Raw genomic sequence first — 14,582 nt, forward strand, 5'->3', positions numbered from 1 at the left:
CCGGGGGGTGTCCCCCCGGAGGGCGCAGCGGAGCCCGGCACGATGAACTCCACCGTGCCCGCGCCCCGGTACCCGCACGAGCGCGCCGCCTGCACCGCCGCCGCGCCCATCGCCGCCCGGGTGTCCTCGTCGAGCAGGACCGAGGGGGCCTCCTCGATGATCTTCTGGTGGCGGCGCTGCAGCGAGCACTCGCGCTCGCCGAGGTGGATGACGTTCCCCTGGCCGTCCGCCAGGACCTGGATCTCGATGTGCCGGGGCCGGTCGATCCACCGCTCCACCAGCAGCGTGTCGTCCCCGAAGGAGGCCCTCGCCTCTCGTCGGGCCGCCGCGATCTCGTCCAGGAGCGCGGACTCGACGCGGGTGAGCCGCATCCCCTTGCCGCCGCCGCCCGCCGAGGGCTTCAGCAGCACCGGCATGCCGATCTCGCGTGCGGCGTCGGCCAGTTCGGCGTCACTCAGGCCGCTGCCCGACGAGCCCGGCACCACCGGAACGCCCGCGGCCCGCACGGTCTCCTTGGCGCGGATCTTGTCGCCCATCAGCTCGATCGCGGCGGCCGGCGGCCCGACGAAGGCGAGCCCCGCCTCCTCGCAGGCCCGCGCGAACGCGGCGTTCTCCGCGAGGAAGCCGTATCCCGGGTGCACCGCCTGCGCCCCGGTGCGGGCGGCCGCGTCAAGCAGCCGCTCGATGGACAGATAGCTCTCGGCGGCCGGAGCGGGCCCGATCCGGACCGCGGTGTCCGCCTCGCGGACATGCCGGGCGTCCGCGTCCGCGTCGCTGAACACGGCCACCGAGCGCACCCCGAGGGCACGCAGGGTGCGGATGACCCGGACCGCGATCTCGCCCCGGTTGGCGACGAGCACTGTGTCGAACATCGTCATCGTGGAAGGTCCCTCACATCCGGAAGACGCCGAAGCCGGGTTCACCCAGCGGGGCGTTGGCACACGCGGTCAGGGCCAGGCCCAGCACCTGACGGGTCTCCAGCGGGTCGATCACACCGTCGTCCCAGAGCCGGGCGGTGGCGTAGTAGGCGTTCCCCTGCGACTCGTACTGGTCCCGGATCGGAGCCTTGAACTCCTCCTCGTCCTCAGCGGGCCAGGACTCCCCTCGGGCCTCCAGCTGGTCGCGCTTGACCGTCGCCAGAACCGAGGCGGCCTGCTCGCCGCCCATCACCGAGATCTTGGCGTTCGGCCACATCCACAGAAAGCGCGGGGAATAGGCGCGCCCGCACATCGAGTAGTTGCCCGCGCCGTACGAGCCGCCGATCACGACCGTCAGCTTCGGCACCCGGGCGCAGGCCACGGCCGTCACCATCTTGGCGCCGTGCTTGGCGATGCCGCCCGCTTCGTAGTCCCGGCCGACCATGAAGCCGGAGATGTTCTGCAGGAAGAGCAGCGGGATGCCGCGCTGGTCGCACAGCTCGATGAAGTGGGCGCCCTTCTGGGCGGACTCGGAGAAGAGAATGCCGTTGTTGGCGATGATGCCGACCGGGTGGCCGTGGATGTGCGCGAAGCCGGTGACCAGCGTGGTGCCGTACTCCGCCTTGAACTCCTGGAAGCGGGAGCCGTCGACCACGCGCGCGATGACCTCGCGTACGTCATAGGGGGTCCTGGAGTCGGCGGGCACCGCGCCGTACAGGCCCTGGGGGTCGGCCTTCGGCTCCTCGACGGGCTGCGTCGACCAGGGGAGCGGGCCGCGCTCGGGCAGGGTCGCGACGATGTTGCGGACGATGCGCAGGGCGTGCGCGTCGTCCTCGGCGAGATGGTCGGTCACCCCGGACGTACGCGAGTGGACCTCGCCGCCGCCCAGCTCTTCGGCGGTGACCACCTCGCCGGTGGCGGCCTTCACCAGGGGCGGGCCGCCCAGGAAGATGGTGCCCTGATCGCGGACGATCACGGCCTCGTCGCTCATCGCCGGGACATAGGCCCCGCCCGCCGTGCAGGAGCCGAGTACGGCGGCGATCTGCGGAATCCCGGCGCCGGACATCCGCGCCTGGTTGTAGAAGATCCGCCCGAAGTGCTCGCGGTCGGGGAAGACCTCGTCCTGCATCGGCAGGAAGGCGCCGCCGGAGTCCACCAGATACAGGCACGGCAGGCGGTTCTCCAGGGCCACCGCCTGGGCGCGCAGGTGCTTCTTGACCGTCATCGGGTAGTACGTGCCGCCCTTGACGGTGGCGTCGTTGGCGACGATCACGCACTCGCGCCCGGAGACCCGGCCGATACCGGCGATCACGCCCGCGGCCGGAGCGCCCCCGTCGTACATCCCGTCCGCCGCCAGCGGCGCCAGCTCCAGGAAGGGCGAGCCGGGGTCGAGCAGGGTGTCGACGCGGTCCCGGGGCAGCAGCTTGCCGCGCGCCACATGGCGGGCGCGGGCCTTCTCACCTCCGCCGAGCCGGGCCGCGGCGAGCTTGTCACGCAGTTGGTCCACCAGCGCGCGGTGTGCCGCCTCGTTGGCCGACCAGGCCTGAGAAGCGGGGTCGGCCCCACTCGTCAGCCGCGGTGCCTGCTGCATCGTTTCGAGCCCCTTTGCGCGTACGACGTCAGATCCGTGAGATCCGTGACGTTAATCATCGTTAACACGGTGCTTTCAGGTTAACGAGCGCTAACCGCCTTGTCTAGAATGAATTCCCATGAGCACCAGTGCGTCCGCGCCGTCGACCAACCGCCGCGAGCAGATCCTCAAGGAGGCCGCCCGCCTCTTCGCCGACCGCGGCTTCCACGGAGTCGGCGTCGACGAGATAGGAGCGGCCGTCGGGATCAGTGGTCCCGGCCTCTACCGGCACTTTGCAGGCAAGGACGCGATGCTTGCCGAGCTGCTCGTGGGCATCAGCGGCCAGCTGCTGACCGGCGGCAAGCGCCGGGTCGCGGAGGCCGACGGCGCCCCCGACGCGGTGCTCGACTCGCTCATCGAGGGGCACATCGACTTCGCCCTCGACGACCGCCCTCTCATCACCCTCCACGATCGCGAGCTGGACCGCCTGCGGGACAGCGACCGCAAGCTGGTCCGCCAGCTCCAGCGGCAGTACGTCGAGCTGTGGGTGGCGGCCGTCCGCGAGGTCTATCCGACCCTGTCGGAGGCCGAGGCCCGCGCCTCGGTGCACGCGGTGTTCGGGCTGCTCAACTCCACCCCGCACCTGGGCCGCCCCGGCGCCCTGCCGGGACGTGACGCCATGGCGGCCCTGCTGCACCGCCTGGCCCGCGGCGCCTTCACGGCGGCGGCGAGCACCGCCACCGCGTGATGTCGAGCACCGCCTCCGCGTGAGGGCGGGCGCCGCCCCGGCGTGATCGGGGCCTCTCATCCGATCTCTGGACAGTCGGCTTGACTGCCGGGTAACTTTTGTCTGAGCAAGCGCTTAGACAGCCTGCTCGACAGCCACCCCGCAGCGAGCCGACCCAGGAGGCCCCTCCGTGCGCCGTACTGTTTTCAACGAAGACCACGAGGCGTTCCGCGAGACCATCCGCGCCTTCATCGAGGCCGAGGTCGTGCCCGCCTACGACGAGTGGTACGCCGCAGGACAGGCGCCCCGCGACTTCTACTACAAGCTCGGTGAGCTGGGCATCTTCGGCATCGAGGTGCCCGAGGAGTTCGGCGGCGCGGGCGAGGAGTCGTTCAAGTTCCAGGCCGTCATCGCCGAGGAGTGCGCCCGCGCGGGCGTCTCCTTCGGCGGCTCCGGCGTGCACGTCGGCCTCTGCCTGCCGTACCTGAAGGCGTACGCCACCGACGAGCAGAAGAAGCGCTGGCTGCCCGACTTCGTCTCCGGCGCCAGCATGTACGCGATCGCCATGACCGAGCCCGGCACCGGCTCCGACCTGGCCGGAATGAAGACCACCGCCAAGCTCTCCGACGACGGCACCCACTACATCCTCAACGGTGCCAAGACCTTCATCACCGGCGGTGTGCACGCCGACCGCGTGATCGTCTGCGCCCGCACCGCGGCGCCCACCGCCGAGGACCGCCGCCACGGCATCTCGCTCCTGGTCGTCGACACCACGTCCGAGGGCTACGCGGTCGGCCGCAAGCTCGACAAGCTGGGCCTGAAGACCTCCGACACCGCCGAGCTCGCCTTCACCGACGTCAAGGTCCCCGTCGACGACCTGCTCGGCGAGGAGCACAAGGGCTTCTACTACCTCGGCCAGAACCTCCCGCAGGAGCGCCTCGCCATCGCGGTCGGCGCGTACGCCCAGTCCAAGGCCGCGGTCCGGTTCGCCAAGGAGTACGTCGAGGAGCGCACCGTCTTCGGCAAGGCCGTGGCCTCCTTCCAGAACACCAAGTTCGAGCTGGCCGCCTGCCAGGCCGAGGTGGACGCCGCCGAGGCCGTCGTCGACCGCGCCATGGAGGCCCACGACCTGGGTGAGCTGACCGCCGCCGAGGCCGCGTCCGCCAAGCTCTTCACCACCGAGGTCGCGCACCGCGTGATCGACAAGTGCCTCCAGCTGCACGGCGGCTACGGCTACATGAACGAGTACCCGATCGCCCGCCTGTACGCGGACAACCGCGTCAACCGCATCTACGGTGGCACCAGCGAGGTCATGAAGATGATCATCGCCAAGGACATGGGCCTGTAGAGCCACCCGGAGCCTCGTGAACCAGGAACTGGAGTCCCTGCTCGATCTGCTCGACCTGGAGCGGATCGAGCGGGACATCTTCCGCGGCCAGAGCCGGTCGGCGCTGGTCCCCAGGGTGTTCGGCGGCCAGGTCGCCGCCCAGGCGCTGGTCGCCGCGGGCCGCACCGTCCCCGAGGGGCGCGACGCGCACTCGCTGCACGCGTACTTCCTGCGCATGGGCGACCCGGGCGCGCCGATCGTCTACGAGGTCGACCGCATCCGGGACGGCGTCTCCTTCACCACCCGAAGGGTGGTAGCCGTGCAGCACGGGAGGCCGATCTTCCATCTCTCGGCCTCCTTCCAGACGTACGAGGAAGGCCTCGACCACCAGGCCGAGATGCCCGTGGCGCCCGACCCCGACTCGCTGCCCACGGCGGCCGAGACACTGCCGCGCTACGCCGACAAGTTCACCGACCCCGGCATCGCACGCCGCCTGCTCGCCGCGCGGGCCGCGGTCGACCTGCGGTACGTGGACGCCCCGCCGTACGCCACCGTGGGCGAGCCGCGCGAGCCGCGCTCCCAGGTGTGGTTCCGCACCAACGGCAAGCTCGCGGACGACCCCTTGTTGCACGTCTGCCTCGCGACCTATGTCTCCGACATGACGCTGCTCGACTCGGTGCTGCTCGCGCACGGGCGGGGCGGCTGGACCGTCGGGGACGTGGTCGGCGCCTCCCTCGACCACGCCATGTGGTTCCACCGCCCCTTCCGGGCCGACGAGTGGCTGCTCTACGACCAGCAGTCCCCGTCGGCGTCCGGCGGCCGCGGCCTGGGCCAGGCCCGGATCTACACCCAGGACGGCCGCCTCGCGATCTCGGTCATCCAGGAGGGTGTGATCCGCGTACCGCGCTGACCGGGCGGCGACGCTGACCGGGCGGCGCTGATGCGTGGCTCCTTCGGCTACGACACCTCAAGGCCCGCCGCGTTCAGCAGGTACGCCGTCATCGGGTCGTAGAAGCGCGGGTCGGTGACGTGGTCGTCGAGCGGGATCGTGACCTGGAGGGTGCCCTCGGCCTCGGCGAGGAACAGCGCCGGGTCGTTGCAGTCCGCGTAGCCGATGGAGTCCAGGCCGCGCTGCCCGGCCCGTCCCGCCCAGCCGTGGTCGGCGACCACCAGGTCGGGCTGCGGCCTGCCCTCGCGCTCCAGGCCGTCCAGGATCGCGTTCATCGGCTCGGGCGAGTGGGTGTGCCACAGCGTCGCCCCGCGCTCCAGCACCGCGACATCGGCGAACTGGAAGACATAGCCCTCGTCCGCGGTCAGCCCACCGGGGATACGGACGATCTCGCAGCCCGCGCGGCGCAGCGCGTCGGCCGTCGCGCGGTGCACGTCCAGCAGCCCGCCGGGGTGCCCGGTCGCGAACAGCACGCGCTCCTTGCCCGCGGCCGCCTTGCGCAGCCGGGCCGCCATCCGCTCCAGGGCGTCGACCGTCAGCTCCGGGTCGATGGTGTCCTGGCCGTGCCGGAACTCCGGGTCGTCGTTCACCCCGCACCGCTCCGCCATCACCGCCAGTACGTCCTGCTCGTCACACCAGCGGTCGCCGAGCTCCAGGCCCAGCCAGTAGTTGCGGTCGCCGTTGGCGAGCTTGCGGTAGTGGGCGAGGTTGTTGTCGCGTGGGGTGGCGACGGCGCCGGCGATACGGGTGCGGACAAGGTGGTCGACCAGGGCGGCGCGGCTTGGTATCGGCATGCGTCCCATTGTGCCGTCCGGTACCCCGGCGCCACCGGGTGTCCCGAACCCTGGACCAGCGCCGTCCCCTGTCTGCCCCCGGTCCACTCTTAGCCGGAGTGTCGAGAACTGCCCGCCGCCCTCCCAGGAACGTACAAATGCGGAATCCGCAGCCACGTCTACCCTCGAACTCATGAGCAGCACACCCACCTCCCAGCCGCGTGGCCCCGTCGACTCCTCCCGTATCCCGCGTTACGCGGGACCCGCGACCTTCGCGCGGCTGCCCCGGCTCGACGAGGTCGGCAGCGCGGATGTCGCCGTGGTCGGCGTGCCCTTCGACTCGGGTGTCTCCTACCGCCCCGGCGCCCGCTTCGGCGGCAACGCGATCCGGGAGGCGTCCCGCCTGCTGCGTCCGTACAACCCGGCCCAGGACGCGTCGCCCTTCGCGCTCGCGCAGGTCGCGGACGCCGGAGACATCGCGGCCAACCCGTTCAACATCAACGAGGCCGTGGAGACGGTCGAGGGCGCGGCCGACGAGCTGCTCGCCACCGGCGCCCGGATGATGACGCTCGGCGGCGACCACACCATCGCGCTGCCGCTGCTGCGCTCGGTGGCCAAGAAGCACGGCCCGGTCGCGCTGCTCCACTTCGACGCGCACCTGGACACCTGGGACACCTACTTCGGCGCCGAGTACACCCACGGCACCCCGTTCCGCAGGGCCGTCGAAGAGGGCATCCTCGACACCGAGGCGCTGTCCCACGTCGGCACCCGCGGCCCGCTGTACGGCAAGCAGGACCTCGACGACGACGAGAAGATGGGCTTCGGCATCGTCACCTCGGCCGACGTCATGCGGCGCGGCGTCGACGAGGTCGCCGACCAGCTGCGCCAGCGCATCGGCGACCGCCCGCTCTACATCTCGATCGACATCGATGTGCTCGACCCGGCGCACGCGCCCGGCACCGGCACCCCCGAGGCGGGCGGTCTGACCTCGCGCGAGCTCCTGGAGATCCTGCGCGGCCTGTCCTCCTGCAACCTGGTCTCGGCGGACGTGGTGGAGGTGGCGCCCGCGTACGACCACGCGGAGATCACCTCGGTCGCGGCCTCGCACACCGCGTACGAGCTCACCACGATCATGTCCCGCCAGATCTCGGCCGCGCGGAAGACCGGCGACGCCGCCCTGACCCCGGGCCAGTAAGGTCCCACCCTGTGACCCACGACCACGACCTGGTCCTCAGGCCCACCGAGCGCCAGACGGCGGCGGCCCTTTCGCCGCCGCCCGGGCGCACCGGTGGCGACCTGGTCGTCGAGACGCTGTACGGCCTCGGCGCCACGACCGTCTTCGGACTGCCCGGCCAGCACGCGCTCGGCCTGTTCGACGCCGTGCGCCGCTCCGCGCTGCGGTACGTGGGTCTCCGTATCGAGAACAACGCCGCCTTCGCCGCCGACGGCTACGGCCGGATCACCGGCGAGGCGGCGCCCCTGCTGCTCTCCACCGGACCCGGCGCGCTGACCTCGCTCGCCGCGCTCCAGGAGGCCGCGGCCGCCTCGTCGCCGGTCCTGGCGATCAGCAGCCAGATCCCGGCCGTAGGACTCGGCGGCGGCCGCCACGGCCATCTGCACGAACTCCGCGACCAGCAGGCGTCGTTCCGTGACGTCGTGAAGTCCGTCCACACGGTCCGCACCCCGTCGCAGATCCCGTCCGCGATCGCCGCCGCCTGGGAGTCCGCGCTGACGGCACCGCACGGCCCGGTATGGGTGGAAATCCCGCAGGACGTACTGACGGCCGAGACGATCCTCCCGGCCGTCACCCCGATGGACGCGACACCGCACGAGGTCGTCCCGCGCCCCGAACTGACGGCTGTCGCCGCGCACCTGCTCGCACACGCCGAGCGCCCGGCGATCATCGCGGGCGGCGGAGTCGTACGCGCCGACGCCTCCCGCAAGCTGCGCACCCTCGCCGAACAGCTCAACGCCCCGGTCGTCACCACCTTCGGCGGCAAGGGCGCCTTCCCCTGGGAGCACCCGCTCTCGCTCCAGTCCTGGCTGGAGGACCGCCACACCACCGACTTCCTGGAAGACGCGGACGTCCTCCTGGTAGTTGGCTCCGGCCTCGGCGAACTCTCCTCGAACTACCGCACCTTCCAGCCGCGCGGCCGGATCATCCAGATCGAGGCCGACGCCGGAAAGCTGGAGGCCAACCACCCGGCTCTGGGCATCCACGCCGACGCCAGACTCGCGCTCGCCGCGCTCCTGGAGACGCTGGACTCCGAGCGCCCCGACCCCACCGCGCCCGAGCGGGTCCGTACGGTCCTCACCCGCGTACGCGAACGCATCGCCGCCCAGGACCTCACCCTCGAACAGCGGCTCCTGGCCTCGGTACGGGCGGCGGTCCCTGACCCGTCCCCCACCTTCTGGGACATGACGATCCTGGCCTACTGGGCCTGGTCCGCGTTCGACCCCCGCCGCCCGAACACCATGCACTCCGCCCAGGGCGCGGGCGGCCTCGGCTACGCCTTCCCCGCCGCGCTCGGCGCCGCCGTGGCCGACCCCACCCACCCGGTACTCGCCGTCTCCGGCGACGGCGGCGCCCTGTACTCACTCGCCGAACTCGCCACCGCCCGCCAGCACGACCTCCCGGTCACCTGGCTGATCGTCGACGACGGCGGTTACGGCATCCTCCGCGAGTACATGGCGGACGCCTACGGCGAGCCCACCGGTACGGACCTGTCCCGGCCGGACTTCGTGGCGCTGGCCGAGTCCTTCGGCGTACCGGCCGTCCGTACGTCCCCCGAGACCCTCACCGACGACCTGTCCAAGGCGCTTGCGGCGCCCGGCCCTTCGGTCGTGGTGCTCCCGGCCGTGCTGAGGATGTTCGCGCCCACGCACCAGGGCTGATGGCATCTCGGGGCTGAGGACGGCCTACCAGATCGACTCGACCCACTCGGGGTGGTCGATGAACGGGTTGCGGTTGTGCTGGTAGCGGTCGTAGATCAGCTCGTTGCGGTTCTCCTCGAAGGCGTCCGGCGGGTCCTCCTGGTGCCACTGCTTGAGCACGGACAGGCGGCCCATGTACGGGGAGCTGCCGTTGCTGACCTGGTTGTTGGGTTCGAGGTCGGCGAAGCCGTCGTCGCCCTCGTAGCGCACCGCCATGTAGAGGATCATGCGGGCCACATCGCCCTTGACCGCGTCGCGGGGCTCGAAGGAGTCGGAGTCGGTGTAGTTGCCGGGCGCGCCGCTGACCGCGCTGCCGCCCTCGTCGAAGTCCTTGTTGCCGCGGATGCTGTTGACCTGGACGTCCGTGGGGCGCAGATGGTGCAGGTCGGTGCCGGGTCCGGTGGAGGTGCCGAAGCCGCCGTGGGACTTGGCCCACACGTGCTCACGGTTCCAGTCGCCCACGTTGCCGCCGTTGAGCGACTTGCTGCGTGACGTACCGCTGTAGAGCAGGATCACGTTGCCGCTGTTGCTCGGGTCCTGGTCCGTGGCCTTGAGGGCGTCCCAGACCTGGGAGTACGACAGCCGGCTCTGGTCGTCGATGATGTCGTGCAGCGCGTCCTTCAGGGCCGTACCGGTCTTGCCGGTCGCGCCGTCGTAGTAGCTGTCGTAGGCCGATGGTGTCGCGGTGGCGGTCGGCACGGTGATGCCGACGAGGGCCGCGGCGACGGTCAGGAGCAGGGCAGGGCGTATGCGGGACGAGTGCATGTGGGGGGCGTCCTTTCCCGGAGTGTGCGGCAGGCTCCGTACCCGGTCCAACGGGTGCGGGATCTACGCGGGTTGACTTTGCGTCATTCGGGAGAGTGGCACGTCTGTGGGCATGGTCATGTAAACGGGAGGCGGCGATTCTGTGACGTTGTCATGGACGTGTCGCAGGCTGCTGAGCGGCGGGTGCGAGTTGCCCGTCGGGCTCGTTGGCCGGGGGAGCTGTCGGGCGGCCACCGAACGACGTCACCGCCACCCCGCCCACCAGCAGCACCGCCGCGCACCAGCGCAGGCCGGTCACGCCCTCGCCCAGGAACAGCGCAGCGGACGACATCCCGAACACCGGGACCAGGAGCGAGAAGGGTGCCACCGAGGACGCGGGGTGGCGGCGCAGCAGCCAGCCCCAGGCGCCGAAGCCGAAGATGGTGGAGACCCAGGCCACGAACACGATCGTGCCCACGCCCGCCCAGTCCAGCGCGCCCAGCGCCCGACCGATCTCGTCTCGGCCCTCCAGGGCGAGCGACAGCAGCAGGAGCGGAAGCACCGGCACCACGCTGACCCAGACCATGAAGTTCAGCGCGTCCGGCGGGGCGGCCCTGCGGGTCAGTACGTTGGAGACGCCCCAGGCGGCGGCCCCGGCGACCACCATCGCGAAGCCGAGCAGCGGCCCGGAGGGACCCTCGTCGTACGCGGCGACACCGATCCCGGCGAGCGCCACGGCCATGCCGAACGCCCGCACCCGGCCGGGCCGTTCACCGAGCAGCGCGAAGGCGAGCAGAGCCGTGAACACTGCCTGGATCTGGAGAACCAGCGAGGAGAGCCCGGCTCCCATCCCCGCGTCCATACCGGCGAACACCAGCCCGAACTTGGCCACCCCCAGGGCCAGTCCGACGCCCACGATCCACTTCCACCCGACACACGGCCGCCCCACCAGGAACACCGCGGGCAGCGCCGCGACCAGGAAGCGCAGCGCGGAGAAGAGCAGTGGCGGGAAGTGGTCGAGGCCGATCTCGATGACGACGAAGTTGACGCCCCAGACGGCGGCGACGGCGACGGCGAGAGCGATGTGTGTGGGGCGCATGCGTTGAGCATCAGGGCTGATGACCATGTAGCACCAGCGCGGATATCTGCATGATTGAATGAAGCGCTGCTTATGGTTCATCAGGTGAGAGAGGGTGACCGATGCTTGATCTGTCCCGACTGCGCGCCCTGCACGCCGTCTCCGTGCACGGCACCATCGGCGCCGCGGCCGCCGCGCTCGGCTACACCCCGTCCGCCGTCTCGCAGCAGATCGCCAAGCTGGAGCGGGAGACCCGTACGACGCTGCTCGAACGCCAGGGGCGCGGCGTACGGCTCACCGAGGAGGCCCGGCAACTGGCCGCCACCGGACAGGAGTTGCTGGCGATCGTCGAGCGGGCCGAGACGGACCTCGAAGAGCGCCGCGGGCTGCCGTCCGGGCGGCTGACCATCGCCGCGTTCGCCTCCGCCGCGCGTGGGCTGATGCCGGGCGTGCTGGCCGATCTCGCCCGGCGCCACCCCGCACTCGACACCCGGCTCAGCGAGGTCGACCCGCATCTGTCGGTCGACCTGGTGGCCAAGGCGGCGGTCGACATGGCCGTGGCGCACGACTGGGACATCGCGCCGCTGCCCGCGCCGCCCGGCGTCGAGCAGGCGCTGATCGGCGAGGACGTATGCGACATCCTGGTGCCCGCCGGTCACCCGCTGGCCGCCCGGGACGCGGTACGCCGTGAGGATCTGAAGCATGAGCGGTGGGTGTGCCAGCCGCCCGGCCGGGTCTGCCACGACTGGCTGATGCGGACGATGCGCGCGGCCGGATGCGAGCCCGACATCGTCCACCAGGCCGAGGAGAACCCGACGTTGATCGCCCTGGTCGCCGCGGGCCTGGGCATCGCGCTGATCCCGCGGCTCGGCCGGGGCCCGCTGCCCGAAGGGGTGGTGGAGGTGCGGCTCGAACCGCTGCCGGTGCGGCGGCTGTACGCGCTGTGGCGCACCGGCGCGGCACGGCGCCCGGCCATCATCGAGACCGTGCGTACGCTGCGGGAGTTCTGGCCCTCGGCGGAGCGGCGACCCTAAGCGGTCCGCAGCGCTCCACAGAACTCCACAGAGCTCCGCTGGAAGTGCCACGAGAGGCCGTCCATTACCCGCGGCACCGTCGTGGCTGGTCGCGCAGTTCCCCGCGCCCCAAAGACAGGCTCTGAAGGGGCACCGTCCCGCGGGCCCCTTCCCGCGCCGACCCTTCCGCCGCTGAGCCGCGACAAGGGTTTTCCCCGTATCGGCTTCACCCGGGGTTTCCCTACTGTCTCCCGCACCGGTGGTTCCCCTGTGGATCTGCATGTCAGGTGCATGTCACGCGCGGGTTTCCGGCTGGTAACGGCCCCTGTACGGGGGTCGTCGCGTCGGCGGCGGCGCACGGGCATACCCGGCCCCAAGGCGCTGCGGACGGCATCCCCATGTCGCACCGCAGTTCCGCGCGCCGCCGCTCGCGCTCCGCACCGACAGCTGCTCCGGGGGTCTCCGGAGCCGCCCCTGAAAGGGATCACCTTGAACGGTTCCAGGCGGAGACTCATATCCGTCGTGGCCGCCAGCGCCACAATCCTCGGCGTGACCGCCACGTCTTCCGCGGCACTCGCCTCACAGGCTGGCTCCTCCGACCGCCCCGTCGCTCCCGCTGCCCAGGCCATGGCCCAGGACGGCCCCGAGGACGCACCCGTGGAGAAGGTCATCGTGACCTACAAGTCACGGGCCGCCGAGGCGGATTCGAACTCCGCGGCGAAGAGCGACGCCGCCGAGAAGGGCAGGAAGACCGGCGAGAAGCTGTCCTTCGAACGCCGGCTGGCGGACGGCGCCGCGCTGGTCGACCTCGGCGCCGGCGCCGACGCCAAGGACGTCACGGAGGTCATGAAGGCCTTCCGCGCGGACTCGGCCGTCGCGTCCGTCGAGCCCGACATCCGCGCCTTCCCCACGGCCGTGACCCCGAACGACACGGACTACGCCAAGCAGTGGGACTTCTTCGAGCCCACCGGCGGCATGAACGTGCCGGGCGCCTGGGACACCACCACGGGCAGCGGCGTCACCGTCGCCGTCATCGACACCGGCTACGCCTCGCACAGCGACCTGAGCGCGAACACCGTGTCCGGCTACGACTTCATCTCCGACTCCGCCGACGCCCGCGACGGCAGCGGCCGGGACAGCGACCCGTCGGACGAGGGCGACTGGAACGCCACCGACAACGAGTGCTACTCGGGCTCCCGCGCGAGCGACTCGTCCTGGCACGGCACGCATGTCGCGGGCACCATCGCCGCGACCGCGAACAACGCCAAGGGCGTGGCCGGCGTCGCCTACGGGGCGAAGGTCCAGCACGTGCGCGTGCTCGGCAAGTGCGGCGGCTCATCCGCGGACATCGCCGACGCCATCACCTGGGCGTCGGGCGGCTCGGTGCCGGGCGTCCCGGCCAACCCCAACCCGTCCAAGGTGATCAACCTGAGCCTCGGCGGCGCCAGCTCGACCTGCCCGACCGTCTACCGCAACGCCATCAACGGCGCGGTCTCGCGCGGGACGACGGTCGTCGTCGCGGCCGGCAACAGCAACGCCGACGTGTCCGGCTTCACGCCCGCCAACTGCGCGAACGTCATCAACGTGGCGGCCACCAGCCGTGAGGGCAACCGGACGTTCTACTCGAACTACGGCAGCGGCATCGACATCTCCGCCCCGGGCGGCGAGACCCGGCGCGGCACCGACACCCCGGGCACCGTCACCACCCCCGAGAACGGCATCCTCTCGACGCTGAACTCCGGTGCGACCACCCAGTCGGCGGAGAACTACGAGCCGTACCAGGGCACCTCGATGGCCGCCCCGCACATCGCCGGCCTCGCCGCGCTGCTGAAGTCGGCCGACTCCTCGCTGACCCCGGCCGCGATCGAGACCGCCCTCAAGGACAACGCCCGCCCGGTGCCCGGCACCTGCTCCGGCGGCTGCGGCGCGGGCATCGCCGACGCCGCGAAGACCGTCGCGGCGGTCACCGGCGGCGACCCCGACGGCGGTGACGGCGGCGCGGACGGTACCTTCACCAACTCCTCGAACGTCACCATCTCGGACAGGTCCACCGCCGTCTCCTCGGTCTCGGTGCCCGGTCTGACCGGAAACGCCCCGTCTGACCTGAAGGTCGGGGTCGACATCGTGCACACCTACCGCGGCGACCTGGTCATCGACCTGATCGCACCGGACGGCAGCGCGTACCGGCTGAAGAACTCCAGCAGCGGCGACTCGGCCGACGACGTGCACGCCACGTACACGGTCGACGCCTCTTCGGAGCTCGCGGCCGGTGACTGGAAACTGCAGGTCCGCGATGTGTACCGGGGTGACACCGGCTACATCGACTCCTGGAGCCTCACCTTCTGATCCACCGGGAGATCCGGCGGGATCCGATATCAATCCTGGTCAGGGGCGTGTCAGCGGCTGTCGGCCGCGGGCGCGCCCCGTCCTGCTGCCCTCGACCCCCACCTCCCTCCGGTCCACATGGTGGACAAGGGGCCTGGACTCCGCTGGCCGAGTTCGTATCCTCTGGTCAACTCGCGGAGGCAGGGGGCCGCGCATACCGGGGAG

12 protein-coding genes are annotated in these 14,582 nt (G+C 71.3%); 7 read left to right on the forward strand and 5 right to left on the reverse strand.

Going from position 1 to position 14,582, the window contains the following annotated elements:
* Both U9R90_RS33265 and U9R90_RS33270 read right to left on the reverse strand, forming a co-directional pair.
* Window positions 1-872: biotin carboxylase N-terminal domain-containing protein (locus U9R90_RS33265; RefSeq protein WP_411061022.1), on the reverse strand; the 872-nt coding region annotated here is incomplete at its 3' end.
* 19 nt (window positions 873-891) lie between these two features.
* Entirely contained in the window at window positions 892-2,508 is a 1,617-nt protein-coding gene (locus tag U9R90_RS33270; RefSeq protein ID WP_411060846.1) for a carboxyl transferase domain-containing protein, read from the reverse strand.
* Window positions 2,509-2,626: 118 nt separating this feature from the next.
* Here U9R90_RS33270 and U9R90_RS33275 point away from each other — a divergent pair, with 118 nt between their 5' ends.
* The 3 genes from U9R90_RS33275 (at window position 2,627) to U9R90_RS33285 (ending at window position 5,451) form a co-directional block, all read left to right on the forward strand.
* Window positions 2,627-3,235 (forward strand): TetR/AcrR family transcriptional regulator, encoded by a 609-nt coding sequence (locus U9R90_RS33275; RefSeq protein ID WP_411060847.1) that lies wholly within the window; start codon window positions 2,627-2,629, stop codon window positions 3,233-3,235.
* A 169-nt stretch (window positions 3,236-3,404) separates the two neighbouring features.
* The gene (locus U9R90_RS33280) at window positions 3,405-4,562 is read left to right on the forward strand and encodes an acyl-CoA dehydrogenase family protein (RefSeq protein WP_411060848.1); all 1,158 of its coding nucleotides are present in this window, start codon (window positions 3,405-3,407) and stop codon (window positions 4,560-4,562) included.
* Window positions 4,563-4,578: 16 nt separating this feature from the next.
* Window positions 4,579-5,451 (forward strand): acyl-CoA thioesterase, encoded by an 873-nt coding sequence (locus U9R90_RS33285; protein WP_411060849.1) that lies wholly within the window; start codon window positions 4,579-4,581, stop codon window positions 5,449-5,451.
* A gap of 47 nt (window positions 5,452-5,498) precedes the next feature.
* Here U9R90_RS33285 and U9R90_RS33290 read toward each other — a convergent pair whose 3' ends face one another.
* Complete coding sequence (locus U9R90_RS33290) at window positions 5,499-6,284, reverse strand: phosphatase (RefSeq protein WP_411060851.1); 786 nt, start codon at window positions 6,282-6,284, stop codon at window positions 5,499-5,501.
* Window positions 6,285-6,456: 172 nt separating this feature from the next.
* Here U9R90_RS33290 and speB point away from each other — a divergent pair, with 172 nt between their 5' ends.
* Together speB and U9R90_RS33300 are read left to right on the forward strand one after the other, a co-directional pair.
* Window positions 6,457-7,458, forward strand: coding sequence for an agmatinase (speB, locus tag U9R90_RS33295; protein WP_411060852.1), 1,002 nt, complete (start codon window positions 6,457-6,459; stop codon window positions 7,456-7,458).
* Between the two features lie 11 nt (window positions 7,459-7,469).
* Window positions 7,470-9,158, forward strand: a complete 1,689-nt coding sequence (locus U9R90_RS33300; protein WP_411060853.1) for a thiamine pyrophosphate-binding protein — start codon at window positions 7,470-7,472, stop codon at window positions 9,156-9,158.
* Window positions 9,159-9,182: 24 nt separating this feature from the next.
* Here the strand turns inward: U9R90_RS33300 and U9R90_RS33305 are convergent, their stop codons facing one another.
* The gene (locus U9R90_RS33305; protein ID WP_411060854.1) at window positions 9,183-9,962 is read right to left on the reverse strand and encodes an endonuclease I family protein; all 780 of its coding nucleotides are present in this window, start codon (window positions 9,960-9,962) and stop codon (window positions 9,183-9,185) included.
* A 151-nt stretch (window positions 9,963-10,113) separates the two neighbouring features.
* On the reverse strand, window positions 10,114-11,040 hold the full coding sequence (locus tag U9R90_RS33310; protein ID WP_411060856.1) for an EamA family transporter: 927 nt from the start codon (window positions 11,038-11,040) through the stop codon (window positions 10,114-10,116).
* Window positions 11,041-11,141: 101 nt separating this feature from the next.
* Here U9R90_RS33310 and U9R90_RS33315 point away from each other — a divergent pair, with 101 nt between their 5' ends.
* Window positions 11,142-12,053, forward strand: coding sequence for a LysR family transcriptional regulator (locus U9R90_RS33315; RefSeq protein ID WP_411060857.1), 912 nt, complete (start codon window positions 11,142-11,144; stop codon window positions 12,051-12,053).
* 501 nt (window positions 12,054-12,554) lie between these two features.
* A complete protein-coding gene (locus U9R90_RS33320) occupies window positions 12,555-14,378 on the forward strand; it encodes a S8 family serine peptidase (protein ID WP_411060859.1) in 1,824 nt (607 codons plus the stop codon).
* The last annotated feature ends 204 nt before the right edge of the window (window positions 14,379-14,582 follow it).

The organism is Streptomyces sp. E11-3, assembly GCF_046540415.1.
Lineage (GTDB): Bacteria > Actinomycetota > Actinomycetes > Streptomycetales > Streptomycetaceae > Streptomyces.

What these genes read in the sequence shown, in the direction of transcription:
- U9R90_RS33275 (WP_411060847.1), top strand. Translation starts at nt 2,627, where the DNA reads ATGAGCACCAGTGCGTCCGCGCCGTCGACCAACCGCCGCGAGCAGATC.
- U9R90_RS33270 (WP_411060846.1), bottom strand. Translation starts at nt 2,508, where the DNA reads ATGCAGCAGGCACCGCGGCTGACGAGTGGGGCCGACCCCGCTTCTCAG.
- U9R90_RS33310 (WP_411060856.1), bottom strand. Translation starts at nt 11,040, where the DNA reads ATGCGCCCCACACACATCGCTCTCGCCGTCGCCGTCGCCGCCGTCTGG.
- U9R90_RS33290 (WP_411060851.1), bottom strand. Translation starts at nt 6,284, where the DNA reads ATGCCGATACCAAGCCGCGCCGCCCTGGTCGACCACCTTGTCCGCACC.
- speB (WP_411060852.1), top strand. Translation starts at nt 6,457, where the DNA reads ATGAGCAGCACACCCACCTCCCAGCCGCGTGGCCCCGTCGACTCCTCC.
- U9R90_RS33305 (WP_411060854.1), bottom strand. Translation starts at nt 9,962, where the DNA reads ATGCACTCGTCCCGCATACGCCCTGCCCTGCTCCTGACCGTCGCCGCG.
- U9R90_RS33315 (WP_411060857.1), top strand. Translation starts at nt 11,142, where the DNA reads ATGCTTGATCTGTCCCGACTGCGCGCCCTGCACGCCGTCTCCGTGCAC.